Raw genomic sequence first — 23,297 nt, forward strand, 5'->3', positions numbered from 1 at the left:
TCCGAATTCTACAAAAGAATTCGGATTCTTACATACCTAGAAGATCGTTCAAGTACTATTAACTAATTCTTAAATGATCGGCATTAGAGCTAATTAGCTCCTTTTTTGCGAAGGAAAGAAAGGGAACATTTCTATCAAACATGACTCTTTTTTTAGGTGAAATTTATTAAGTAAACATTGGGCTAACAATCCCATTAGTCCAAAGCATAGCTGTTACAGCTAAAATAATAACCAGTAATATTAATCCACACGTTACTACCGAGCTGGCGTAAATAAAGCCACGCTCTTCTGGGATATGCATAAGTATTGGTACGCCGGTGTAGAGTAAATAAACCGAGTAAGCCAGTGCAATAATTCCAATACACACTACAAACCAAAGTACAGGCCAAAAAGCGGCGAGTGCCGACATAAACACTGGTGTTGCAGTATATGCTGCAAGTTCAAGTGTTTGTGTAAATGTAGGTTTAGAGCCAAATGTAACCGCCATCCAATGGGCTAAATACGCCAATGCAAAAACACCCGCTATTAAAGCAAAATACATTGCACCTGCAATTAGCAGTGCACTATCGTGCGTTAAAAATACGGGATTGCCTGCACCTATACTCCATCCTAAATAAACAGATGAGTAGTAGCCCATTATTGAAGGAAATAAAGCAATCAGTAAAATATGCGACAAACTATAGGTTAAACTTTCATGGCGATTATCTATTGTTTGCCATTCTTCAAGTGGGTGAGCATAAATGCCCCAGAGGTGATTTAGTATCATAGTACTTACTCCATAAAAGGAACGTATTATTGTTTTGGTTGGTTTATTTTTATACAGTCTATGTACAGTTATGGTTCACTTATTTTGCAAAGTCAAGTTAACTCGCTATTAACATTTAGACGCAAAACAGGGCTTTGATTTATCCCAAGCAAAATTTCGTGTTAAAATAACGGTCTATCAAATTTATTTAGTAATGAGCAGTCAACGTGCCACATAGCCAACTTTTAGAGCCGATTAATAACTTTTTATTGTGTGCCACCCCAGAGCAATGGGTGGAGCAAGCAATTAAAAAAGAAAACTTATCAGTCATTTTAATAGATCACTTAATTTGTGAATTAAAAGCAGCTCAAAGTGCGATGTTTTTAATACGTAAATACGCGGTAGACAAAGAGGGTAGTGATGCATTACTCGAGTGGCTAAAGCCATTTGAAACGCTTATTTACAAGCGAGAAGGGAATTGGCGCGATCTGGCTGCTAAAAATAAGCTCACTAAATCAATAATTCCTAAATCGAGTTCTCCATACGGGCAAGGTCTAATCGATAAAATGGTTTTGCTGATAAAAGAAGAGCTGCATCACTTTTATCAAGTGCTCGAAATTATGGACGAGTACGGTGTTGAGTATCAAAGTATTACACCATGTCGTTACGCAAAAGGCATGCTCCGTCATGTTAAAACGTTCGAGCCCGATGCATTAGTCGATAAGCTAATAGTAGGCGCTTATATTGAGGCGCGTTCGTGTGAGCGTTTTGCAAAGCTTGCACCGCATGTTGACAAACGTTTAGGTGATTTTTATATTTCGTTGTTACGTTCAGAAGCGCGTCATTACCAAGATTATTTAACTTTAGCGCAAGAAATTGCTGATTTTGATATTACCGATCGCGTAAACTTTTTTGGTGAAAAAGAAAAAGAGTTAATTTCGACAACCGATACTGATTTTAAATTTCACAGCGGTGTTCCAATAGCGCAAAGCTAATTTTCTTTTAAAAAATTAATATATTCTGCTATTTTCTGATTGCTAAAATTATGTTTTTTCATAATTTTAGCAATGCATCCATTTTTAGTTATTATATCAATTCCTCTATTAAATTTTTGTAAGTATTCTTTGGCTCTATAATTTGATTTAGAGGCGACTAAATATAGTTTATGAGAAGCAAGATCTGGCGATAAGTACTCAATATTATTATCATCTGAATCTTCGGTTTTAGTGTGTTCAAGCCAATAATTTCCAACCTCTTTAGTACCCGCGACTAAATCAATACGCCCTTGTTGTAGTAAATATAAGCTTGTAGGAAGGCTTTTAGTGGACGTTATTGCCAGCTCCCTATTTCTAGCAAACTCTTGGCTTACAAAGGCATTGTCTTCTGTGCCAATACTATAAGGTGTTAATGATTGAACTGTACCGTCGAAATTAATAACACTCTCTTTTCGTTTGAAAACTCCTGAGTGAGCAACTGCAAGTGGACGAGAGTAGTAAAAAACTTCATTTCTTTTTAATGAATAAAAAGCACCTAAAATAGCGGTTTTTCTGTTTTTTTCTAATAGCTTTAAAGCGCGATCCCATGTCGTGAATTCTGGTTCGCTATTAATACCTTGCGTTTTAAGAGCTGATTCGGCTATTTCATATAGCCAGCCATTACTAGGTAGGTTTTCGCTAAAATAGGGAGGATAGTTTTCTGTAACAATTTGCCATGTTTGCTTGCTAAATGCTTGCTAAATGCTTGTGTAGGAATGGCAATTACTACGATGAAAATTAACAGCTTAATCATTCAACCTCTCACTATTATTCATATATATAGATAAATAATAGTCAGAATTTTAAATTATGCGAAAGGCGTGCTAATTAATTCTTGTGATTGAGGGGTGACGACTAAATAAGAGCCTTGGGTATACCAGTCACCTAGCACTGTGCGAGTAAGTGTTTGTTCATTAACTTTATACGTATGAACATTAGGGCGGTGAGTATGACCATGAATCATATTCGTAACGTTATGTTTGGCAAAGGTGGCAAGTACAGCCTCATCGACAACGTCTAAAATTTCGATAGGTTTATCAGCTTGGCTTAACTTACTTTTTTCGCGGGCATTACGCGCTATTTTTTTACGATACCAAAGCGGCATTGCAAGCATCAATTTTGGCCACCACCAACCACGGCTCTTTTTACGAAAGTTTTGATATTCAGTGTCTTGAGTGCACATTTCGTCGCCATGTAAAATAACGGTAGGCGTGCCATATAAATCAATGACTGTTTGTTCATCGAGTAATGTCATTGCGGCCATGTCGGCATATTGCTTGCGCATAATGAAATCACGATTGCCATGTATAAAATAAACAGGTGTGCCACCATCATTAACGGCGCTTAAATGTTTTGCTACATCGGCACTCAGCGCAGTAATGTAGTCATCTCCAACCCATACTTCAAAAAAATCACCCAAAATATAAAGTGCATCTACATCTTTATTTAATATATGTGTATTTAAAAAGTCAAAAAATGCAGCGCTAATGTCGGGGCGGTTTTCGCTTAGGTGTAAATCTGCAATAAAGTAAGTTTGGCGAGTCATAGGTCAGTCTATTCTAGTTTTAAAAAAACGGGCATATACTAATAGTACACACCCGCTTATATACTCACATAATATGAGTAAACGTTACTAGTTAACAGTAACGCTTTCGATGATCACATCTTCAAGAGGTACGTCTTGGTGAAAACCAGTACTACCTGTTGCAACTGCTTTAATCTTATTTACTACGTCCATGCCTTCTACTACTTCAGCAAAAACACAATAACCCCAACCTTGCGATGTTTCGCTGCTGTGGTTTAAAAAGTCGTTGTTGTTCACGTTAATGAAAAACTGTGCTGTAGCTGAATGAGGATCAGGTGTACGTGCCATAGCTAAAGTGCCTACTTTATTAGACAGGCCATTATTCGCTTCATTCTGAATTGGGTCGTTTACTTCTTTTTGTTCCATACCTGGAACAAAACCACCGCCTTGAACCATAAAACCATCGATTACACGATGAAAGATAGTGCCGTTGAAAAAATCAGCATTTGCATACTCTAAAAAGTTTTTAACTGTGTTTGGAGCTTCTTGCTCAAACATTTTAATGGTGATGTCACCAAAATTAGTGTGTAGAACAACCATGTGTTTTCCTATATCCGGTTTAAATATTGGCGCTATTTTATCGTAGTTGGCTAAGATTAACAAAGTAGATGTTTGGTTTGTTATAAAGCGCTAGAGCAGGGGCTTTTCAAGTGGTAACATAACTGTTCAAGTAAATAGTCAAGGACTCAAAGTAAATGGTAAATATATACAACACACTCACGCGACAAAAAGAGCAATTTAAACCTATGGTCGAAGGAAAAATCGACATGTATGTGTGTGGTATCACCATTTATGATTACTGCCATATTGGACACGCTCGTACTTTTGTAGGTTTTGACGTAATTGTGCGCTACTTACGCCATATTGGTTACGATTTAAAATATGTACGTAACATTACAGATATCGACGATAAAATAATTAAACGTGCGAACGAAAATGGTGAGTCAATAAACGACTTAACTGTGCGCATGACTAAAGCGATGCATGAAGATTTTGATAGCCTAAATATGCTACGCCCAGATATTGAACCAACAGTTACAAGCCATATGGATGAAATTATCGTTATGGTTAAGCGCTTGATTGAAAAAGGCCATGCCTATGTCGCAGCCGACGGCGATGTTTTGTTTGATGTATCAACGTTTGAGCAATACGGTGCACTTTCTCAGCAAGATTTAACTATGTTGCAATCAGGCTCTCGCGTTGAAGTAGCGCAAGATAAAGACGATCCACTTGATTTTGTGTTATGGAAAAAAGCAAAAGCAGGTGAACCATCATGGTCATCACCGTGGGGTGAAGGGCGTCCGGGTTGGCATATTGAATGTTCGGCAATGAGCTCAAAGCACTTAGGTGAGCATTTTGATATTCACGGTGGGGGATCTGATTTACAGTTTCCACATCATGAAAACGAAATTGCCCAATCGTGCTGTGCAAACAACGGCAAGTATGTAAATACATGGATACATACTGGCATGGTTCAAGTAAACAAAGAAAAAATGTCTAAGTCGTTAGATAACTTCTTTACAGTGCGTGAAGTTTTAAAAGCATACGATCCTGAATCTGTTCGTTACTTTTTAATTTCAGGTCATTACCGTAGCCAACTAAATTACTCACAAGAAAATTTAGACCAAGCGCGTTCATCACTTGAGCGCATTTATACAGCGCTTCGTGATGTCGAACCGGTAGAGTGCGATTTAGAAGGTAATGAGTTTGTTGCTAAATTTAGAAAAGCAATGAATGACGACTTTAATACACCAGAAGCACTACCTGTGTTGTTCGAACTTGCTAAAGAATTAAACCGCGTAAAAGAAAGTGACGCAGTTCAAGCTGGGCAACTTGCGTTTATATTACGCAGCATTGGTAACGTTTTAGGGGTTGCTCAACAAGCACCAGAAGCTTTTTTACAAGGCGGGCAAGATGACGACGAAGTTGCGACAATTGAAGCATTAATTGTGAAACGTAATGAAGCACGTGCAAGTAAAAACTGGGCTGCTGCTGATGAAGCACGTGATGCGCTTAATGCGTTAGGTGTAATACTTGAAGATTCAGCCGGTAAAACAACGTGGCGTAAAGCGTAAGCGTTTAAAGTAATTCACGTTCAACTAAAAAAGGGTTGCCAAATGGCAACCCTTTTTTGATTTTTTAACAGCTTAGCTGTGATATTTCTCACACGCTTCAAGTGTGTTTTCAATTAAGCTCGCGACCGTCATCGGGCCAACGCCACCTGGTACAGGTGTAATGAAATGCGCTTTTTGTTCAGCCACACTGTATTGAACATCACCGACTAATTTACCCGTGTCTAAACGGTTAATGCCTACATCGATGACTATAGCGCCTTCTTTTATCCAATCTCCAGGTATAAATTCAGGTTTACCTACAGCCACAACTAATAAGTCAGCGCGGCGAACATGCGTTTCTAAGTCTTGAGTAAACTTATGGCATACTGTGGTAGTACAACCCGCTAATAAAAGCTCTAACGACATTGGACGACCAACAATATTTGACGCGCCAACGACAACTGCATGCATCCCTTTATAACGTACACCCGTTGAATCAAGTAATGTAATAATACCTTTAGGGGTACATGGGCGAAGGGCAGGCATACGCTGTGCTAATCGACCAATGTTATATGGATGAAATCCATCAACATCTTTATGTGGGGTAATGCGTTCTAAAATCTTTTCAGCATCAAGACCTTTTGGCAGTGGTAACTGCACTAAAATTCCATCAACTTCGGCATCATTATTTAGCTCGTCAATTAAATCTAAAAGAGTTTGCTCTTGCGTGTCTGCTGGTAAATCAAATGATTTGGAGATAAAACCTACTTCTTCACAGGCTTTACGTTTTGAACCAACATAAACTTGGCTTGCTGGATCAAGTCCAACAAGTACTACTGCAAGTCCTGGTGCACGTAAACCATTTGCTACACGTTCACTTACGCGTTCTGCTACAGCGCTACGTACTTGTTTTGCGATTGCCTTACCATCAATGATGTTTGCCGTCATGGGTGACCTTTAATTGGGGTTAATTAACTAGATACCGATACTCTAAAAACGAATGCATAATAAAATAGGGGTAAAAATGCTAATAAAGAAAACATACTCTTTATTTAACTCGTTTTATAATGTGCCTACTATTTTCGCAGAAAAGCATAGCAGCGCCAAGTTGCTTTTAATGTATATAACATTTGAGTTATTAAATAGTTTAAATTTCAGCCTACTATTGTAATATTTAACCATTGTGCACTAAAAATGAGCACTTGATTGGTTTTATTAAAAAAACGTTTGACCTAACCCCGTCAAATCACTATTATGCACCCCGTTGTCAACGAGGTCACTCGCTAACAATAATAAGTTTCGGCGATTAGCGCAGTTTGGTAGCGCACTTGGTTTGGGTCCAAGGGGTCGCAGGTTCAAATCCTGCATCGCCGACCATTTTTATAATTTATTATAATCGAATAGCTTATTGGTAAACTATGAAGTTTTCGATGCGCCCATAGCTCAGCTGGATAGAGCAACGCCCTTCTAAGGCGTGGGTCGAAGGTTCGAATCCTTCTGGGTGCACCATTTGAAAACATGTAAATATAGCGGTGATTGTAGCTCAGTTGGTAGAGCCCCGGATTGTGATTCCGGTTGTCGTGGGTTCGAGCCCCATCAGTCACCCCATTTACAACGAATATCGGCGATTAGCGCAGTTTGGTAGCGCACTTGGTTTGGGTCCAAGGGGTCGCAGGTTCAAATCCTGCATCGCCGACCATTTTCTTAAAATGGTCTTAAACTCTCAGTTTAAGTGTTCAGTATGAAAAAAGAAGTTAACTCTTCAATGTCGGCGATTAGCGCAGTTTGGTAGCGCACTTGGTTTGGGTCCAAGGGGTCGCAGGTTCAAATCCTGCATCGCCGACCATTTTCTTATCTAATAAGAATAATAAGTAAATTCCTCTAAGTTATAAATCTAAATCTGTTAGCCTATAATTCTATTAAATAATTTCTACTTTAATCCATTCAATGCCTAGTTAGCCTGTTTTTTATTCAGTTAGTCTCTATAGTCCCTTATCTAGTCCAAATAATTGCCCCCTATACTCGACTATCATAAATATTAGGTTATAATGCCGCGTCTATTGTTTAACATAGTGCCCGAAGGGCAAAGCAGCAATGGTATCTCATGGTAGCGACGGATGCTTTTAAGTGTGAAAAACCGCTTAAACTTTATCAAGACTCATGCAGATCACTTTGTTTGTAAAGGAAGGCGAACAGTCGCCAAAATTGAATATTGAGGTAAATCATGCAAGTTTCTGTTGAGACGACCCAAGGCCTTGAGCGCCGTATAACTATCACCGTTCCTTCAGAGAACGTTGAGACCGAAGTAAAAAAACGCCTACAACAACTGTCAAAAACACAGCGTATAGATGGTTTCCGTGCTGGTAAAGTTCCAGTATCTGTAATTAACAAGCGTTTTGGCCCTGCAGTTCGTCAAGAAGTTGCTGGCGAAGTAATGCAACGTAATTACATTGAAGCAATCGTTTCTGAAAAAATCAATCCAGCTGGCGCGCCTACATTCGCACCTAAATCACTTGAAGCAGGTAAAGATTTAGAATTCTCAGCAACGTTTGAAGTTTACCCTGAAGTTGAAGTTCAAGGTTTAGATAAAATTACTGTTGAGAAACCAGCGGTAACAGTGACTGACGAAGATTTAGCTAACATGCTAGAAACACTTCGTAAGCAACACGCAGCGTGGGCTGATGTTGATGCAGCTGCTGGCGAAAACGACCGTGTAACAGTTGATTTCGTAGGTACTATCGACGGTGAAGTATTTGAAGGCGGCAAAGCTGAAGACTTCCCATTAGAACTTGGCCAAGGTCGTATGATCCCAGGTTTTGAAGATAACATCGTAGGTAAAAAAGCAGGCGAAGAAGTAGTTGCTGATGTAACTTTCCCTGATGATTACCACGCTGAAAACTTAAAAGGTAAAGCGGCTCAATTCACTATCACAGTGAAAAAAGTTGAAGCGCAAGAATTACCAGAATTAAGCGAAGAGTTTGCAACTAAATTCGGTGTTACCGAAGGCGGAGTAGACGCGCTTAAAGAAGAAGTTAAAAAGAACATGACACGTGAGCTAGACCAAGCGGTTAAAGCAAGCGTTAAAGACCAAGCAATCAAAGGTCTTTTAGCTAACAACGAAATCGAAGTGCCTAAAGCACTTGTTGATCAAGAAGTTGATGCTCTACGTCAGCAAGCAGCTCAACGTTTTGGCGGCGACGCTCAAAACATGCCAGAGCTTCCAGCTGAATTGTTCCACGAGCAAGCTGTAACACGTGTTAAAACTGGCCTTTTATTAGGTGAAGTGATTAAAGCTAACGAGATTAAAGTTGATGACGCTAAAGTTGAAGCATTAATCGCAACGGTAGCTTCTGCATACGAAGATCCAACTGAAGTAGTAGAATACTACAAAGGTAATGATCAACTTATGCAGCAAATGCGTAATGTAGCAATGGAAGAGCAAGCTGTTGAAGCTATTTTAGCTAAAGCAGTTGTTACTGATGTTGAAAAAGCATTTGATGACATCATGAATCCACAGCAAGGTGCTTAATAAGTCATTGACTTAAGCTCTCGCTAACGATTAAATGGCTCGTGCTACTCTGTTTATACAGCGTGCCCGGGCCATTTTAGTTTTTGGCTCTAAATTTGCGAAAAACGATAACTATGCTTCCTTATAATAAGGATAAGTATAAGCGCATAAGGAATTAAATAAGTATGAATACTGGTATTACAGATCCCCTAAATGCATTGGTCCCAATGGTTGTTGAACAAACACCGAAAGGCGAGCGCTCGTATGATATTTATTCGAGATTATTAAAAGAGCGTATTATCTTTTTAACAGGTCAAGTTGAAGACAACATGGCAAATCTGATTTTAGCGCAAATGCTATTTTTAGAATCAGAAAATCCTGATAAAGATATCTTTTTATACATCAACTCACCAGGTGGTTCAGTAACTGCGGGTATGGCTATTTACGACACAATGAACTTCATCAAACCAGATGTAAGTACAATATGTGTAGGTCAAGCTGCAAGCATGGGTGCTTTTTTACTTACTGCTGGCGCTAAAGGTAAGCGTTTTTGCCTACCAAACTCACGTGTGATGATTCACCAACCATTAGGTGGTTTCCAAGGTCAAGCATCTGACTTTGAAATACATGCTAAAGAAATTCTGTCTATTAAAGCTAAGCTTAATCGCTTAATGGCTGAGCATACAGGCCAACCATTAGATATTATCTCTAAAGACACAGATCGTGATAACTTTATGAGTGCCACGCAAGCTGTAGATTACGGCTTGGTAGACTCTGTGTTTACAAATCGCGACAAAAAGTAAGCGCTTGGCGAGCAGGATTGCCTGTTTGCCACTTTGAGTTACTATGCGAAAACTAATAAATTTTGGTATAGTTAAAGCGTATTGAAATAGCCGCCAACAGTTTTGGTGGCCAACGTAATAAAATGAGGTAGCTGAATGTCTGACACTCCTACAGACGGCGACAAAAGTAATAAATTGTTATACTGCTCTTTTTGTGGCAAAAGCCAACATGAAGTGCGTAAATTAATTGCAGGCCCTTCAGTATACGTTTGTGATGAATGTGTAGAGTTGTGTAACGATATTATCAGGGAAGAGATCAAAGACATTGCTCCTAAGCATGATACGTCTGACAAACTACCTGTACCAAAAGAAATTCGTAAACACTTAGACGATTATGTTATTGGTCAAGATCATGCTAAAAAAGTATTGTCTGTTGCCGTTTATAACCATTATAAACGCCTACGTAACCAATCGACTAAGCAAGACATTGAATTAAGTAAAAGTAATATTTTGCTTATCGGCCCAACAGGTAGTGGTAAAACATTACTTGCAGAAACATTAGCGCGTCTACTTGATGTGCCGTTTACTATGGCCGATGCCACTACATTAACCGAAGCAGGTTATGTAGGTGAAGATGTTGAAAACATCATTCAAAAGCTTTTACAAAAATGCGATTACGATGTTGAAAAAGCGCAACGTGGCATTGTTTACATTGATGAAATTGACAAAATTTCTCGTAAATCAGATAACCCGTCAATTACACGTGATGTATCGGGTGAGGGCGTTCAACAGGCGCTACTTAAACTGATTGAAGGCACCGTTGCTTCTGTTCCACCGCAAGGTGGTCGTAAACATCCACAACAAGAGTTTTTACAAGTAGATACGTCTAAAATCTTGTTTATTTGTGGTGGTGCATTTTCAGGCCTAGATAAAGTAATTGAGCAACGTAGCCATAAAAATACCGGTATCGGTTTTGGCGTTAGCGTAAAAGAATCTGCGGCGAGTCGTTCTTTAAGTGAAACATTTAAAGACGTAGAACCAGAAGATTTAGTTAAATACGGCTTAATTCCTGAGTTTATAGGTCGTTTGCCAGTAGTTGCTACGTTAACAGAACTTGACGAAGCTGCTCTTGTGCAAATATTGAGTGAACCTAAAAACGCGATTACTAAACAGTTCTCAGTATTGTTTGGTATGGAAGACGTTGAACTTGAGTTTCGCGATGATGCCTTAGCTGCAATTGCCCACAAAGCAATGGAGCGTAAAACAGGTGCACGTGGTCTTCGTTCAATCGTTGAAGGTGTGTTACTTGATACTATGTACGAACTTCCTTCAATGGATGACGTAAGCAAAGTGGTTATTGATGAAACCGTTATTAAAGGTGAGTCAGACCCAATCTTGATTTATGAAAATAATAAACAAGATAAAGCTGCATCAGAATAGTTTTTAAGCTATTTGAATGAAAAAAGGAGCCTTAGGCTCCTTTTTTTATAATTAATTTAATCGAGTATGGGAAAATTGTTGAACTTTAATTAGGTTATCCCCATATACTTGAGTAATCTTTAAAATAAATGAAGTGCGAAGAGAAACTATAATGACGCTTGAGAGAACCGACCGAGTCGAAATCCCAGTCCTTGCACTGCGCGATGTTGTGGTATACCCGCACATGGTGATCCCGCTTTTTGTTGGCCGTGAAAAATCAATAAAATGCCTAGAAGCGGCAATGGACAAAGACAAACAAATTTTCTTGGTTGCACAAAAAGATGCAACTGTAGATGAACCAGAGCAAGATGATATTTATCGTATCGGTACTATTGCCACTGTACTTCAGTTATTAAAATTACCAGACGGTACAGTTAAAGTTTTAGTTGAAGGTACACAGCGCGCACAAATTGAAGAATTTGTAGATAACGATGACTTTTTTGTTGCTAATGCTCAATTTATTGAATCTGATTCGGTAGACGAGAAAGAACAAGATATTTTTATTCGTAGCGCAATTAGCCAGTTTGAAGGCTATGTAAAGCTAAACAAAAAAATTCCACCTGAAGTACTAACTTCAGTTTCAGGTATTGATGAGCCAGCACGCCTTGCCGATACAATGGCAGCCCATATGCCGCTTAAAGTACCTGAAAAGCAAAAAGTGCTAGAAATTTCAAGTGTTACAGAACGTCTTGAATATTTAATGGCATTAATGGAAGGCGAAATAGACTTACTGCAAGTTGAGAAGAAAATTCGTACCCGCGTTAAAAAGCAGATGGAAAAGTCTCAGCGCGAGTATTACCTCAATGAGCAAATGAAAGCCATTCAAAAAGAGCTGGGTGAGCTTGACGATGTACCTGACGAATTTGAAGCACTTAAAAAACGCATCGAAGAATCGGGTATGCCAACAGAAGCACAAGACAAAGCGACGACAGAGCTTAACAAGCTTAAGATGATGTCGCCAATGTCTGCAGAAGCGACTGTAGTGCGTTCATACATTGACACATTAATTAATGTGCCATGGAAAAAACGCTCTAAAGTGAAAAAAGACTTAGCGGGCGCGCAAAAAATTCTTGATAGCGATCACCACGGCTTAGATAAAGTAAAAGAACGCATTATTGAGTACCTCGCGGTACAACAGCGTACTAATAAGCTTAAAGGGCCAATTTTATGTTTAGTTGGGCCACCAGGTGTTGGTAAAACATCACTTGGGCAATCTATAGCGCGTTCAACTGGTCGTAAGTATGTGCGTATGGCGCTTGGTGGCGTACGTGATGAAGCTGAGATTCGTGGTCATCGTCGTACATATATTGGTTCAATGCCAGGTAAGCTAATTCAAAACATGACAAAAGTGGGCGTTAAAAATCCATTATTTTTGTTAGATGAAATCGATAAAATGTCATCAGACATGCGTGGCGACCCAGCATCAGCACTATTAGAAGTGCTTGATCCTGAGCAAAACAGCCACTTTGCTGATCATTACCTTGAAGTAGATTACGATTTATCTGATGTTATGTTTGTAGCAACATCAAACAGCTTTAACATTCCGGGCCCATTACTAGACCGTATGGAAGTTATTCGCTTATCGGGTTACACCGAAGATGAAAAGCTAAACATTGCAAAAGAGCACTTAATTACTAAACAAGTAAAACGTAACGGCTTAAAAGAGTCTGAAATAGTTATCGAAGATAGTGCAATTATTGGCATTATTCGTTACTACACACGTGAAGCGGGTGTACGTAACTTAGAGCGCGAAATCTCAAAACTATGCCGTAAAGCAGTTAAAAATATCTTACTTGAAAAAGACACTAAAACAGTGACTATCAATCAAGATAACCTAGAAGACTTTTTAGGTGTGCAACGCTTTGATTATGGTAAAGCTGAAGATGGCGACCGTATTGGTCAAGTTACAGGTTTAGCATGGACAGAAGTTGGCGGTGATTTGCTAACAATCGAATGTGCGGCTGTACCAGGTAAAGGTAAACTTACTTATACCGGTTCACTGGGCGATGTGATGCAAGAGTCGATTCAAGCGGCAATGACGGTAGTACGTAATCGCGCAGATACATTTCGTATTAATAGCGACTTTTACGAAAAACGTGATATTCACGTTCACGTACCAGAGGGCGCAACACCGAAAGATGGTCCTAGTGCGGGCGCAGCAATGGTAACAGGTCTTGTATCTAGCTTGACGGGTAACCCTGTACGAGCAGATGTTGCAATGACCGGTGAAATTACGCTACGTGGTGAAGTACTTCCTATTGGTGGCTTAAAAGAGAAATTATTGGCGGCGCATCGTGGTGGAATTAAAACAGTAATCATTCCAAAAATTAACGAACGTGACTTAAAAGAGATACCAGACAACGTGCTGGCAGGTCTTGATATTCACCCAGTTACTTGGATTGACGAGGTGTTAAAGCTTGCTTTAGTGCATCCTGTTGAGAGTTTTTCGGTCGAAACACCTAAAAACCAAGAAAAAAGCTAAAAAAAGTGCTTTTTAGGGCTTTTCAAATCTAAACGGTATGATAAGTTAAGCACTGGTTTTCAAGCCTAGCCCTTATGGGGCGTAGGCTTAAGAAAAATATAATCATGTGAGCATTAAATGTTTGCTCTACAATTTTCAAAAAAGTGATGTTAGTTTAAAAAACCATCGCTCTTGATAATAACAATGAAAGAGGATGATATTGTGAATAAATCTCAATTAATCGATCAAATCGCAGCTGATGCTGACATTTCTAAAGCGGCTGCAGGTCGTGCACTAGATTCATTCATCGAATCTGTATCTGGCGCGCTAAAAGAAGGCGACTCAGTTGCACTTGTTGGTTTTGGTACTTTCTCAGTACGTGACCGTGCTGCACGTTCAGGCCGTAACCCGCAAACTGGTGAAACAATCCAAATTGCTGCTGCAACTATTCCAGCTTTCAAAGCCGGTAAAGCGCTTAAAGACGCAGTAAACTAATCACTGTTTTAAACACATTAGTTATGGCGAGTGTAAAGTTACTGATTCACCACAACAGATGAATTAAGTAACTTTACCGCCAGTTACTTCAAGTGAAAAAGCGTATCTGGTAAGATACGCTTTTTTTACATGTGACAAGGTAAAATACCTTGATCAAAAAGAGATAAACAAATGCTTGAGAAAATCAGAGAAGGTTCGCAAGGACCTGTAGCCAAAATAATTTTAGGCGCGGTGATTTTATCTTTTGCCTTAGCAGGGATCGGTAGTTACTTAGGTCAAACCACAGAACAACCCGTTGCTGAAGTAAATGGAATTAAAATTAGTCAAACCGATTTTAACCGTGCTTACCAAAATGAACGTAGCCGTTTAGAGCAACAATTTGGTGAATATTTTACACAAATTGCCGCTGATCCAAATTACATGGCGCAAATTCGCCAAGGTGTAGTTGACCGCTTAGTACAACAAGAATTGCAATCACAGCTAGCGGCTGATTTAGGCCTTCGCGTAAGCGACGAAAGTGTACGTAAAACAATTTTAGAGCTACCGTACTTTCAAATTGGTGAAAAGTTTAATAACGATCGTTACTTACAAGTAATTCGTCAAATGAACTTTCAACCAGATGCTTTTCGTGAATACTTACGTAAAGATATGACACGTAGTCAGGTTGTATCAGCTGTTGCAGGTACAGACTTTGCCCTAGAGAGCGAGCTCAAAAGCGCAATTGCTCTACAGCAGCAAACTCGTAGTATTGACTACTTAGTCATTAATAAAGAAGCGCTTGCCGCGGACGTAGAAGTATCAGAGCAAGAAGTGTCTGATTACTACGAGCTAAACGCATCACAATTTTTATCTCCAGAGCTTATTTCAGTAAGTTATATTGAGCTTAAAGCAGCAGATATTAATGTTGAATCGGTAACCGAGGATGACGTTAAAGCGTATTACGAGCAAAACAAAGCGCAGTACATAGAACCTGAAAAACGTCGTGTATCACATATCTTAATTGATAACAGTGAAGACGATGATGCAGCAAAAGAAAAAGCCAATGCACTTCATGCACAACTAGAGCAAGGTGCAGACTTTGCTGAGTTAGCAGAATCATCATCTGACGATATCGTTAGTGGCGAAATGGGCGGCGACCTTGAATGGATTGAACGTGACGTAATGGACCCTGCATTTGAAGACGCGACTTTCGCACTGCAAAACAAAGGTGACATTTCTGAGGTTGTTGCTTCTGAGTTTGGTTATCACATAATTAAACTTACAGACATTCAACCACAACAAGTTAAAGCGTATGACGATGTTAAAGCTGACTTACGTGCTGAATTAGAACAAGCTGAAAAAGTAGATGCGTTTTACGAAAAGCAAACAGAAATGGGCGCACTTGCATTTGAAATTTCAGACCGCTTAGACGACGCTGCAGAAGTTGCTGAAGTGGAAGTTAAATCTACACCTCTTTTAGCACTTAATGCTCTACCAGAGCCTTTAAACAGCCCTGCAGTTGTAACAGCACTAACATCAGTTGATTTACTTGAAGATAAAGTAAACTCTGAAGTTATTGAGCTTGGTGAGGAGCATGCAATTATTGTTCGTATTAACGAGCATAAACCTGCTGCTACTAAAGCGCTGGATGAAGTAAGCGAGCAAATTAAAGCGCGTTTAGTTAATGAAAAATCATCTGAGCTTGCTAAAGAAAAAGCGCGTAGCTTATTTGCAGAAGTACAAGCAGGTAAGAGCTTAAACGATGTAGCAAACGAGCAGAGCTTAACGGTTCGTCAAGAAGCGCAGTTAACACGTCAAAGCTACACTGTTTCACCTGCTATTGTGACTCAAGCATTTAAAATGGCTCACCCAGCAGATTCTGCGGTAGTTGAGCTTGTTAATTTAAATAATGGTGATGCAGCAATTGTTGCGCTTAAGTCGGTAACAGATGCACAAGTTGCAGCTAATATTGACCCTCAAGCAAAACAAAGCATTACTATGGCGCAAGCTAATAAAAACTACATGGTATTTATTGAAGCGCTTAAAGCAAATGCTGAACTTAACTTACCAACGGCTACACAAACTGTTGAATAATTAATTTTAGCTCATAAAGAAAGGCGCTTTTAAAGCGCCTTTTTTATTGTCTTAAATAAAGTTGGTACATTACCAATTCGCTTAATTAAGTATTATTGCGGATTGGTATTAATTACCTCTGGCAATAAACTCAATTCGATTGCCGCTAGGCTCTCTTATCATCATATGTTGGGTTGGACCTTTACCTAAGTTTTCTGGTGCAAACTCTATAATAATATTATTTTGCATTTTTAAGTGTGTATGTAGCTCGCTTAACTTTTTGATACTTTCTACACTGAGTGCTAAATGGTGTAAGCCCACACTTTCTGCCCGATTAAACTCCACACGTTTTTCATCATTTTTTACGCGCCATAATGTAATGGTTATTTTATTGTTTGATAAAAAATAAGCGGGGTAGGTTGGATCACTTCCTAGCGTTTTAAAACCAAGTACATCAGTAAAAAATGCTTTGGATGCATTTAAGTTTGATACGGTTAAACCTAAATGATCAACGCCACCAACCCAACTTTTAGAGCTAGAGTTTTCGTCAGCTATTGAGGTTGTTGATAGCAGTAGTAACGCTAATGATGAAATGCCTGTGAGTAATGTTTTTTTTAGCATAGATCCTCTTTATGGTTTTAGTTGTTAAATTGCGCATTTAACAAAGACCTTCATAAAGGAGATTACATTACACGCTAGGCTGCGTTTAGCAGCTAAGTAATCGCTGCGTTACTTTTGATTGGGGGTTTTGAAAAACATCTTCAGTAGGGCCGTATTCAACTACTTCGCCTTTATCGAGTACAACCACATAATCACTGATGTGGCGCACTAGACTTAAATGATGGGTGATCATCACATATGTAAGGCCTGTGTCGCGCTGCAGCTTAAGTAATAAATTCACTATTTGCGCGCGTATAGAAGGGTCTAAAGACGAAACAGCTTCATCAAGCACAATCACCTTAGGATCTAAAATTAATGCACGAGCAAACGCAACACGCTGTAGTTGCCCCACACTAAACATATGCGGGTAGTAGTGTTTATGATCGATTAACAAACCCACCTTTGAAAGCGTTGCATCAATCTTTTCAGTGCGTTCACTAGCATCAAGTTCAGTATTATATTGCAGGCAATCATCAAGCATTTCGCCAATGGTTAACCCCGGGTTGAGCGATGCAGCTGAATCTTGAAAAATCATACGAATATCCCGGCATTGATTATCGCGTACGCCATTATCTTCGATAATATTATTCTCGAGCAAAATTTGCCCGCTATCAGCAGTATCAGCTCCAGAAAGTAGTTTTGCTAATGTACTTTTACCTGCACCTGTTTCACCAATTATGGCAATACTTTCGCCTTTACCGACACAAAATGAAATATTTTTAAGTACTTCAAACTTTTTACGTGAAAAAAGCCCAGCTCGCACATTGAATGTTTTTGAAAGCGCTTGTACTTTTAGTAGCGGCTGCATTATTTCATGTCCTTAATTAACGGAAAATGGCACGCATAACTATGACCATGATGCTTAGTAAGAGTGGGAGTTACCACGCAGGCTTTTTGTGCTTGCGGGCAGCGTGGCCCGAGGCGGCAGCCAATAGGCAAATGTTGCAGAGTAGGGATAGTCCCTTTAAGTGCATAAAAAGGTTCTTTATGCGCTAAACCTTGTTCGTAGTCAGGCAAGCTTTTTAGTAATGCTTGCGTGTATGGATGGCGAGGCTGTTTAAATATTTCATGGGTTGGGCCTGCTTCAACCATTTGCCCGCAATATAAAACATGAATGCCATGCGACCAATGTGCAATCTCTTCAAGTTCATGAGAGATCATCAAAATAGACATGTTTTTAAGTTGGTTTAAGCTTTTTAGTAATCTAAATACTTGTGCGCGAGTTGTGCTCTCAAGCGCTGTAGTTGGCTCATCTGCTATCAATAGCTTTGGAGTGCGTGCAATGGCCATTGCAATCATTACTTTTTGACATACGCCTTCTGAGAGCTCATGAGGGTAACTACTTAGTACTGCTTCGTGGTTTTTAATGCCCACTTTATGAATAAGCGCTTTTACTCTGTCTTTTCTCTCGCGGTTGCGCTTTAAAAAGAAACCTTTAGTTGCGATCTCTGGCAATGTTTCGGCAATTTGGTCAAATATTTTAGCGGTTGGGTCAAGGCAGCGACTTGGATCTTGATAGATCATCGCTATATCTTGGCTTACTATTTTACGGCGTTTCTCTGGACTTAAACGCATTAAGTCTACGCCGCGCCAATGAATACGGTCGGCAGTAATGTCCCAGCGTTCGTTCAATACACCAATAATCGCTTTTGCTATTAGGCTTTTACCAGAGCCAGACTCGCCCACAAGCGCATGTACTTCGCCCTCTTTTAAGCTAAAGCTCACTCTGTCTACGGCTCTAATTACAGTTTCAGAGGTACGTAGTTCAATTGTTAAGTTACGAACATCGAGTAATTGCATTTAATCAGCCTTACGTGCTTTTAGCACTTGTCGCAGGCCATCGCCCACTAAATTAGTAGATAACACGGCTAAAAATAACAGCACACCAGGTAGCGCTACAGTCCACGGCGCTAAATAAATAAGGCCTAAGTTTTCGGCTAATATTGCGCCCCATTCGGTCGTTGGTGGCTGAGCCCCTAATTTTAAAAATCCCAGTGCTGAAATATCTAATATAGCGGTAGAAAGCGCCATCGTGAATATAACCACAATATGCTCATAAATATTAGGGAAAATACCGCGCGATATAATATGCCAATTAGACGCACCATCGAGTCTAAACGCAGTAATGTAGTCTTTACTTAATTCATCAACAATCAGGTTACGCACTGAGTGAATAAACTGCGGCAGTAGCGCTAAAATAATTGCCCATACCGTATTCATTAAACCCGGGCCGAGTATGGCGATTATTATTATTGCCAATAACAAAGAAGGAATAGAAAGCGTTATATCAAGTAAGTGATTTAAAAAGCTTGAACGCAGTCCTTTACTAATCCCTGCAAAAGTACCCACTAATACACCAAAAATAGTCGTGATCAGGGCAGCTACGACAGAAAGACCAAATGTATACGTAGCACCATTCATTAAGCGCGAGAGTACATCACGGCCTAAATCATCGGTGCCTAAAATAAAGCGTACATCGCCCATTTCTCGCCACGATGGCGGAATAAGTAGTGCATCGCTATGCTGTTGATTTACACCATAGGGGGCTAAAAAAGGAGCGGTGGCGGCCAATAATGCAAACGCCATAAATATCCATAAACCAACCAAAGCAGGGTGGTTATTTTTAAACTTTCGCCAAAATCGCGCGAGTGGCGATTTATTCGACTCTTCAGAAAATAAATTAAACTTTGCCATGGGCCTGATTCCGCGAGAGTGGATCGAATAAAGTGTAAGTAAGCTCAGCTGTAATAGAAGCTAAAATAACAAATAAAGACACTGCCATTAACCCGCCTTGAATTGCAGGAAAGTCACGCTGATAAATACTATCGATTAACCATCGGCCAATACCCGGCCACGAAAAAATAACTTCGGTAATCATCGCAAGCGTTATTAGCGTACTAAATTGCAAACCAATTTGCTTAATTACCGGCAGTAATGCATTGCGCAGTGCATGGTGCATGATAAGTTGGCGGCGATTAAGGCCTTTTGCCCTAGCTGTTTTAATAAAGTTTTGATCCATTACTTTAAGCATAGACTCGCGAGTAAAGCGCACTAATACAGTGGTTGGATACATAGCCAGTACAATAGTCGGAAGTGTTAAATGGCGCAGCGCATCAACAAAGGCCATTCCTTTATATGGAAAGCCAGCCAGTGCAATATCAATTAAAATAAACCCAGTACTGGCGGGTATTTCGTAAAGGAGCCCCATTCTTCCCGACATAGGAAACCAGCCAAGCTTTAATGAAAAAACCATTATTAATAACAATGCGAGCCAAAATACAGGCATTGAATAACCCACCATAGTGGTAGAGTTTATAAGCTTGTCGGGCCAACGTTTATGATAGCCAGAGCCTAAAATGCCAGTCGGTACACCAATAAAAACCGATACTATTAATGCGTATACGCTTAGCTCTAAAGTAGCCGGTAGCAAATCAACAATATGGCTAAACACACTATTACCAGAAGCAAATGAAAGCCCCCAATCACCCTGAAATATTCGCCCTAAAAAGGCAATGTATTGCATAAAGTAATTGCTGTTATATAAATATTTGTCTTCAAGCTCACTATGCTGTGCAAAGTTACTACTTGGTATGCCGCTTAAATTACTTAGCGGATCACCGGGAAATAAATACGCCAGTGAAAACGTAAATACGCTGAGCATCAGTATCATAAAAAAGAACAAACCAAGGCGACGTAAAATATAATCTAAGATCATTATTTTTTCCTCGCATTGGCAAGCGAAATAGCGCCAAACGGGCCAAGTGTTATGCCTTCCACATCGGCGCTACTCGCTTGAAAGCGCAGGCCATGAGCAATCGGTAATAACGGCAGCTCTTGAATAATTAAGCTTTGTGCGTCTTCGTAGTATTTTTTACGTTTGTTTAAATCAGTGGTGTCTAGTGCTTGAGTAAGCAATAAGTCAAATTGGGGATTACACCAGTTTGCTGGGTTTTTACCACTAAAAGTAGCGGTACAACTCAGTAGTGGGCTAAAAAAGTTATCAGGATCGGGTGTATCTGCGGCCCAACCAAGTAATACACTGTCGTGCCTATGCTCGCCAATACGTTGAATAAACGTGTTCCACTCATATTCTACAATGCTTACATTAACGCCCACTTTGCGTAAATCACTTTGCATAAGCTCAGCCATTTTTCGCGCGTTAGGGTTATAAATACGACTCACAGGCATAGCCCATATCGTCATATCAAAGCCATCAGGTAAGCCTGCTTCAATAAGTAACTTTTTAGCAAGTTCTGGATCAAACGTAGGTATATCTTCTTGTGGCTCAAACGCCCAAGAGGTTGGCGGCAAAATAGATTGTGCGCGAGTACCGTTACCGTAATAAACCGCCTGCATTATTTTATCTACATCTATTGCGTGTGCGAGTGCTTGGCGTACGCGTAAGTCGTCAAACGGGGCACGTTCTGTATTAAACGCCCAATAACCTATGTTTAAGTTCGTTTCTTTTTCAACGTTTATATCATCACGTTGCGCTAAAATACTCAATTGCGCACTACTTGGATGAGCCGTTACATCGCACTCTTTAGTCAGCATTTTTGCTATACGCGTAGTGCCGTTAGGGGTTATGTCGTAAACCAATTGTTCAAGTGCAACGTCGTGCTTCCAGTAAAGTGGATTACGGTAAAAGCGTACAAGGTGATCTCGGCGGTATTCTTTGTAAATATACGGGCCGGTGCCAATAGGGTACTGATCAAATAAGTTTTCTTGGTTTTTTTTCTTAAGTTCCATGGCGTATTCTTCTGAAAGTACCACGGCAAAGTCGGTGGCCATATTAGCTAAAAAGCTGCTTTCAGGATTAAACAATTCAAAACGCACTTGGTAGTCAGACACGCGCACAATTTTACGAATAAGTTGATCAATCCCCACACTTTGAAAATACGGGTAATTGGCATCGCCCACAAAGTGATATGGATTGTATACATCGAATAATCGGCTAAAGGTGAATATAACGTCGTCGGCGTTAAAATCCCGCGATGGGGTAAAATAAGAAGTTGTATGAAACTTTACATCTTTACGCAAGGTAAAGGTAACCGATTTACCATCTTTACTAATTTTCCAATCGGTCGCTAACTCACTTTGAAATTCTGCCGTAACAGGGTCAATGCTAATTAAGCGGTCGTATAATTGGTTAGCAATTATATCAATAGTTGAACCGGTGGTCGTGACTTGCGGATTAAACGACACAGGGTTAGCTTCAGCGCAATAAACTAAGCCTTGGTTTTTTTCTTCTATGATTTCTTCTTTGCTATCAAGGCAACCAACTAAAGTGGTGGCAAGCAAAACAAGTAATAATTTATGCACCCGCATAACCTCTGACTATTGTTGATCCAACAAGTTGTATTTTTTAAGATAACCACGTAATTGATGATACGTTAAACCAAGTACTTCTGCAGTTTTCTTTTGATTAAATTGGCTATGTTCGAGCGCTTTATTAATCATGTTTATTTCAAAGTCGTTTGAGCGCTCTTTTAAGCTGCACGGAAATTGAATATCGACGGCGATATTACTGCTTGTTTGAGTAATCGGCGGCGCAACAACAATAGGCTCGGCATTAACAGTTTGAGCCGCTATAGGTGCTTTAATGCGCGCTTTTGGTCTAAATGGGCTATCGAATGGGTCTAAAATAATCTGGTGAACGGGGATATGTTCACTACCGTGGCGATACAAACTGCGTTCAACCACATTTTTAAGTTCACGAATATTACCAGGCCAATCATAACTAAGCAGTGTTTCTGTTGCGCTTCGGGTAAAACCGCTAAACAGTTCCCACTCTAAATCGCGTGCCATATTCATCGCAAACTGCTCAGCAAGAAGCATAATATCGTCTTGGCGTTCGCGCAGTGGCGGCAGGGTAATTACATCAAAGGCAAGGCGATCGAGTAAGTCACTTCTAAATTCACCTTGCTCAGCTAAATAAGGGAGGTCTTCGTTTGTGGCACACACTAAGCGTGTATCTACTTTTACAGTTTGTTTGCCGCCAACACGTTCAAACTCACCGTATTCTATAACGCGCAGCAGTTTTTCTTGTACCATAGCTGAGGTATTAGCTAATTCATCTAAAAACAGTGTGCCGCTGTTAGCGCGTTCAAAACGACCTTCGTGGCGTTTGCTTGCCCCCGTAAAAGCACCGCTTTCGTGGCCAAACAATTCACTTTCGAGTAAGTTTTCGTTAAGTGCTGCACAGTTAAGTTTTACGTAGTTTTGATCCCAACGCTTTGATAAAAAGTGTAAGCGTGCTGCTATTAGCTCTTTACCTGTGCCGCGTTCACCAATAATAAGTACCGGTTTATCTAAATTAGCCAGTTGCGATACCTGATCTAATACAGACAGAAAGCTATCTGATTGGCCGAGTAAATTATCCTGTTGGCGATATTGGCTCATATTTCCTAACTCTTGGTCATTTTTACTAACAGTTAGTGTA

Annotated in this window: 20 protein-coding genes and 5 tRNA genes; 13 read left to right on the top strand and 12 right to left on the bottom strand. The window is 39.8% G+C overall.

Going from position 1 to position 23,297, the window contains the following annotated elements; all coding sequences use genetic code 11:
* Positions 1-166: 166 nt before the first annotated feature.
* On the bottom strand, positions 167-766 hold the full coding sequence (locus CXF76_RS03935) for a Yip1 family protein (RefSeq protein WP_007580923.1): 600 nt from the start codon (positions 764-766) through the stop codon (positions 167-169).
* A 206-nt stretch (positions 767-972) separates the two neighbouring features.
* Between CXF76_RS03935 and miaE the strand changes: the two genes are divergently transcribed.
* The gene (miaE, locus tag CXF76_RS03940; protein ID WP_101163091.1) at positions 973-1,740 is read left to right on the top strand and encodes a tRNA isopentenyl-2-thiomethyl-A-37 hydroxylase MiaE; all 768 of its coding nucleotides are present in this window, start codon (positions 973-975) and stop codon (positions 1,738-1,740) included.
* Here miaE and CXF76_RS03945 read toward each other — a convergent pair.
* The 3 genes from CXF76_RS03945 to CXF76_RS03955 form a co-directional block, all read right to left on the bottom strand.
* Positions 1,737-2,450 carry a transporter substrate-binding domain-containing protein gene (locus CXF76_RS03945; RefSeq protein ID WP_332870243.1) on the bottom strand — a complete coding sequence of 238 codons (714 nt, stop codon included), beginning with the start codon at positions 2,448-2,450 and terminating at the stop codon, positions 1,737-1,739. The genes miaE and CXF76_RS03945 overlap by 4 nt on opposite strands.
* Positions 2,451-2,587: 137 nt before the next feature.
* Entirely contained in the window at positions 2,588-3,325 is a 738-nt protein-coding gene (locus CXF76_RS03950) for a UDP-2,3-diacylglucosamine diphosphatase (RefSeq protein WP_007580929.1), read from the bottom strand.
* Positions 3,326-3,412: 87 nt separating this feature from the next.
* Positions 3,413-3,904, bottom strand: coding sequence for a peptidylprolyl isomerase (locus CXF76_RS03955; protein WP_007580931.1), 492 nt, complete (start codon positions 3,902-3,904; stop codon positions 3,413-3,415).
* Positions 3,905-4,059: 155 nt separating this feature from the next.
* Between CXF76_RS03955 and cysS the strand changes: the two genes are divergently transcribed.
* Positions 4,060-5,439, top strand: coding sequence for a cysteine--tRNA ligase (cysS, locus tag CXF76_RS03960; RefSeq protein WP_007580933.1), 1,380 nt, complete (start codon positions 4,060-4,062; stop codon positions 5,437-5,439).
* A gap of 72 nt (positions 5,440-5,511) precedes the next feature.
* Here cysS and folD read toward each other — a convergent pair whose 3' ends face one another.
* Positions 5,512-6,366 carry a bifunctional methylenetetrahydrofolate dehydrogenase/methenyltetrahydrofolate cyclohydrolase FolD gene (folD, locus tag CXF76_RS03965; RefSeq protein ID WP_002958348.1) on the bottom strand — a complete coding sequence of 285 codons (855 nt, stop codon included), beginning with the start codon at positions 6,364-6,366 and terminating at the stop codon, positions 5,512-5,514.
* 352 nt (positions 6,367-6,718) lie between these two features.
* Here folD and CXF76_RS03970 point away from each other — a divergent pair.
* The 11 genes from CXF76_RS03970 to CXF76_RS04020 all read left to right on the top strand — a co-directional run bounded on the left by CXF76_RS03970 (position 6,719) and on the right by CXF76_RS04020 (position 16,216).
* Positions 6,719-6,795, top strand: a tRNA-Pro gene (locus CXF76_RS03970).
* A gap of 55 nt (positions 6,796-6,850) precedes the next feature.
* Positions 6,851-6,927, top strand: a tRNA-Arg gene (locus tag CXF76_RS03975).
* A 23-nt stretch (positions 6,928-6,950) separates the two neighbouring features.
* Positions 6,951-7,026, top strand: a tRNA-His gene (locus CXF76_RS03980).
* Positions 7,027-7,040: 14 nt separating this feature from the next.
* A tRNA-Pro gene (locus CXF76_RS03985) sits at positions 7,041-7,117 on the top strand.
* Positions 7,118-7,187: 70 nt separating this feature from the next.
* Positions 7,188-7,264 (top strand) — tRNA-Pro (locus CXF76_RS03990).
* Positions 7,265-7,642: 378 nt separating this feature from the next.
* Positions 7,643-8,947 (top strand): trigger factor, encoded by a 1,305-nt coding sequence (gene tig / locus CXF76_RS03995; RefSeq protein WP_007580935.1) that lies wholly within the window; start codon positions 7,643-7,645, stop codon positions 8,945-8,947.
* 164 nt (positions 8,948-9,111) lie between these two features.
* Positions 9,112-9,729: an ATP-dependent Clp endopeptidase proteolytic subunit ClpP gene (gene clpP, locus CXF76_RS04000; RefSeq protein ID WP_024590978.1), complete on the top strand. Its 618-nt coding sequence runs from the start codon at positions 9,112-9,114 to the stop codon at positions 9,727-9,729.
* Positions 9,730-9,864: 135 nt separating this feature from the next.
* Entirely contained in the window at positions 9,865-11,148 is a 1,284-nt protein-coding gene (clpX, locus tag CXF76_RS04005) for an ATP-dependent protease ATP-binding subunit ClpX (RefSeq protein WP_002958344.1), read from the top strand.
* 151 nt (positions 11,149-11,299) lie between these two features.
* Positions 11,300-13,669 carry an endopeptidase La gene (gene lon, locus CXF76_RS04010; protein ID WP_024608615.1) on the top strand — a complete coding sequence of 790 codons (2,370 nt, stop codon included), beginning with the start codon at positions 11,300-11,302 and terminating at the stop codon, positions 13,667-13,669.
* Positions 13,670-13,852: 183 nt separating this feature from the next.
* Positions 13,853-14,143: an HU family DNA-binding protein gene (locus CXF76_RS04015; protein ID WP_157823336.1), complete on the top strand. Its 291-nt coding sequence runs from the start codon at positions 13,853-13,855 to the stop codon at positions 14,141-14,143.
* A 171-nt stretch (positions 14,144-14,314) separates the two neighbouring features.
* Positions 14,315-16,216 (top strand): SurA N-terminal domain-containing protein, encoded by a 1,902-nt coding sequence (locus CXF76_RS04020; protein ID WP_101163092.1) that lies wholly within the window; start codon positions 14,315-14,317, stop codon positions 16,214-16,216.
* A gap of 108 nt (positions 16,217-16,324) precedes the next feature.
* Here the strand turns inward: CXF76_RS04020 and CXF76_RS04025 are convergent, their stop codons facing one another.
* The 7 genes from CXF76_RS04025 to pspF all read right to left on the bottom strand — a co-directional run bounded on the left by CXF76_RS04025 (position 16,325) and on the right by pspF (position 23,257).
* The gene (locus CXF76_RS04025) at positions 16,325-16,816 is read right to left on the bottom strand and encodes a VOC family protein (RefSeq protein ID WP_101163093.1); all 492 of its coding nucleotides are present in this window, start codon (positions 16,814-16,816) and stop codon (positions 16,325-16,327) included.
* Between the two features lie 85 nt (positions 16,817-16,901).
* Entirely contained in the window at positions 16,902-17,663 is a 762-nt protein-coding gene (locus tag CXF76_RS04030; RefSeq protein ID WP_101163094.1) for an ATP-binding cassette domain-containing protein, read from the bottom strand.
* The gene (locus tag CXF76_RS04035; protein ID WP_007580952.1) at positions 17,663-18,655 is read right to left on the bottom strand and encodes a peptide ABC transporter ATP-binding protein; all 993 of its coding nucleotides are present in this window, start codon (positions 18,653-18,655) and stop codon (positions 17,663-17,665) included. The genes CXF76_RS04030 and CXF76_RS04035 overlap by 1 nt, the downstream gene beginning before the upstream one ends.
* On the bottom strand, positions 18,656-19,549 hold the full coding sequence (locus tag CXF76_RS04040; protein WP_024600105.1) for an ABC transporter permease subunit: 894 nt from the start codon (positions 19,547-19,549) through the stop codon (positions 18,656-18,658).
* On the bottom strand, positions 19,536-20,570 hold the full coding sequence (locus CXF76_RS04045) for an ABC transporter permease (RefSeq protein ID WP_101163095.1): 1,035 nt from the start codon (positions 20,568-20,570) through the stop codon (positions 19,536-19,538). The genes CXF76_RS04040 and CXF76_RS04045 overlap by 14 nt, the downstream gene beginning before the upstream one ends.
* Positions 20,570-22,177, bottom strand: coding sequence for an ABC transporter substrate-binding protein (locus CXF76_RS04050; RefSeq protein ID WP_024607851.1), 1,608 nt, complete (start codon positions 22,175-22,177; stop codon positions 20,570-20,572). Before CXF76_RS04050 ends, CXF76_RS04045 begins: the two co-directional genes overlap by 1 nt.
* A gap of 15 nt (positions 22,178-22,192) precedes the next feature.
* Positions 22,193-23,257, bottom strand: coding sequence for a phage shock protein operon transcriptional activator (gene pspF, locus CXF76_RS04055; protein ID WP_101163096.1), 1,065 nt, complete (start codon positions 23,255-23,257; stop codon positions 22,193-22,195).
* Between the last annotated feature and the right edge of the window lie 40 nt (positions 23,258-23,297).

The organism is Pseudoalteromonas sp. 78C3 (assembly GCF_002836695.1).
In the GTDB taxonomy this organism is placed as follows: domain Bacteria; phylum Pseudomonadota; class Gammaproteobacteria; order Enterobacterales; family Alteromonadaceae; genus Pseudoalteromonas; species Pseudoalteromonas arctica.

Excerpts from the sequence above, each read along its gene's own strand:
- CXF76_RS03935 (WP_007580923.1), bottom strand. The coding sequence starts at position 766 with ATGATACTAAATCACCTCTGGGGCATTTATGCTCACCCACTTGAAGAA.
- CXF76_RS03950 (WP_007580929.1), bottom strand. The coding sequence starts at position 3,325 with ATGACTCGCCAAACTTACTTTATTGCAGATTTACACCTAAGCGAAAAC.
- CXF76_RS03955 (WP_007580931.1), bottom strand. The coding sequence starts at position 3,904 with ATGGTTGTTCTACACACTAATTTTGGTGACATCACCATTAAAATGTTT.
- cysS (WP_007580933.1), top strand. The coding sequence starts at position 4,060 with ATGGTAAATATATACAACACACTCACGCGACAAAAAGAGCAATTTAAA.
- folD (WP_002958348.1), bottom strand. The coding sequence starts at position 6,366 with ATGACGGCAAACATCATTGATGGTAAGGCAATCGCAAAACAAGTACGT.
- tig (WP_007580935.1), top strand. The coding sequence starts at position 7,643 with ATGCAAGTTTCTGTTGAGACGACCCAAGGCCTTGAGCGCCGTATAACT.
- clpP (WP_024590978.1), top strand. The coding sequence starts at position 9,112 with ATGAATACTGGTATTACAGATCCCCTAAATGCATTGGTCCCAATGGTT.
- clpX (WP_002958344.1), top strand. The coding sequence starts at position 9,865 with ATGTCTGACACTCCTACAGACGGCGACAAAAGTAATAAATTGTTATAC.
- lon (WP_024608615.1), top strand. The coding sequence starts at position 11,300 with ATGACGCTTGAGAGAACCGACCGAGTCGAAATCCCAGTCCTTGCACTG.
- CXF76_RS04015 (WP_157823336.1), top strand. The coding sequence starts at position 13,853 with ATGAAAGAGGATGATATTGTGAATAAATCTCAATTAATCGATCAAATC.
- CXF76_RS04020 (WP_101163092.1), top strand. The coding sequence starts at position 14,315 with ATGCTTGAGAAAATCAGAGAAGGTTCGCAAGGACCTGTAGCCAAAATA.
- CXF76_RS04025 (WP_101163093.1), bottom strand. The coding sequence starts at position 16,816 with ATGCTAAAAAAAACATTACTCACAGGCATTTCATCATTAGCGTTACTA.
- CXF76_RS04030 (WP_101163094.1), bottom strand. The coding sequence starts at position 17,663 with ATGCAGCCGCTACTAAAAGTACAAGCGCTTTCAAAAACATTCAATGTG.
- CXF76_RS04035 (WP_007580952.1), bottom strand. The coding sequence starts at position 18,655 with ATGCAATTACTCGATGTTCGTAACTTAACAATTGAACTACGTACCTCT.
- CXF76_RS04040 (WP_024600105.1), bottom strand. The coding sequence starts at position 19,549 with ATGGCAAAGTTTAATTTATTTTCTGAAGAGTCGAATAAATCGCCACTC.
- CXF76_RS04045 (WP_101163095.1), bottom strand. The coding sequence starts at position 20,570 with ATGATCTTAGATTATATTTTACGTCGCCTTGGTTTGTTCTTTTTTATG.
- pspF (WP_101163096.1), bottom strand. The coding sequence starts at position 23,257 with ATGAGCCAATATCGCCAACAGGATAATTTACTCGGCCAATCAGATAGC.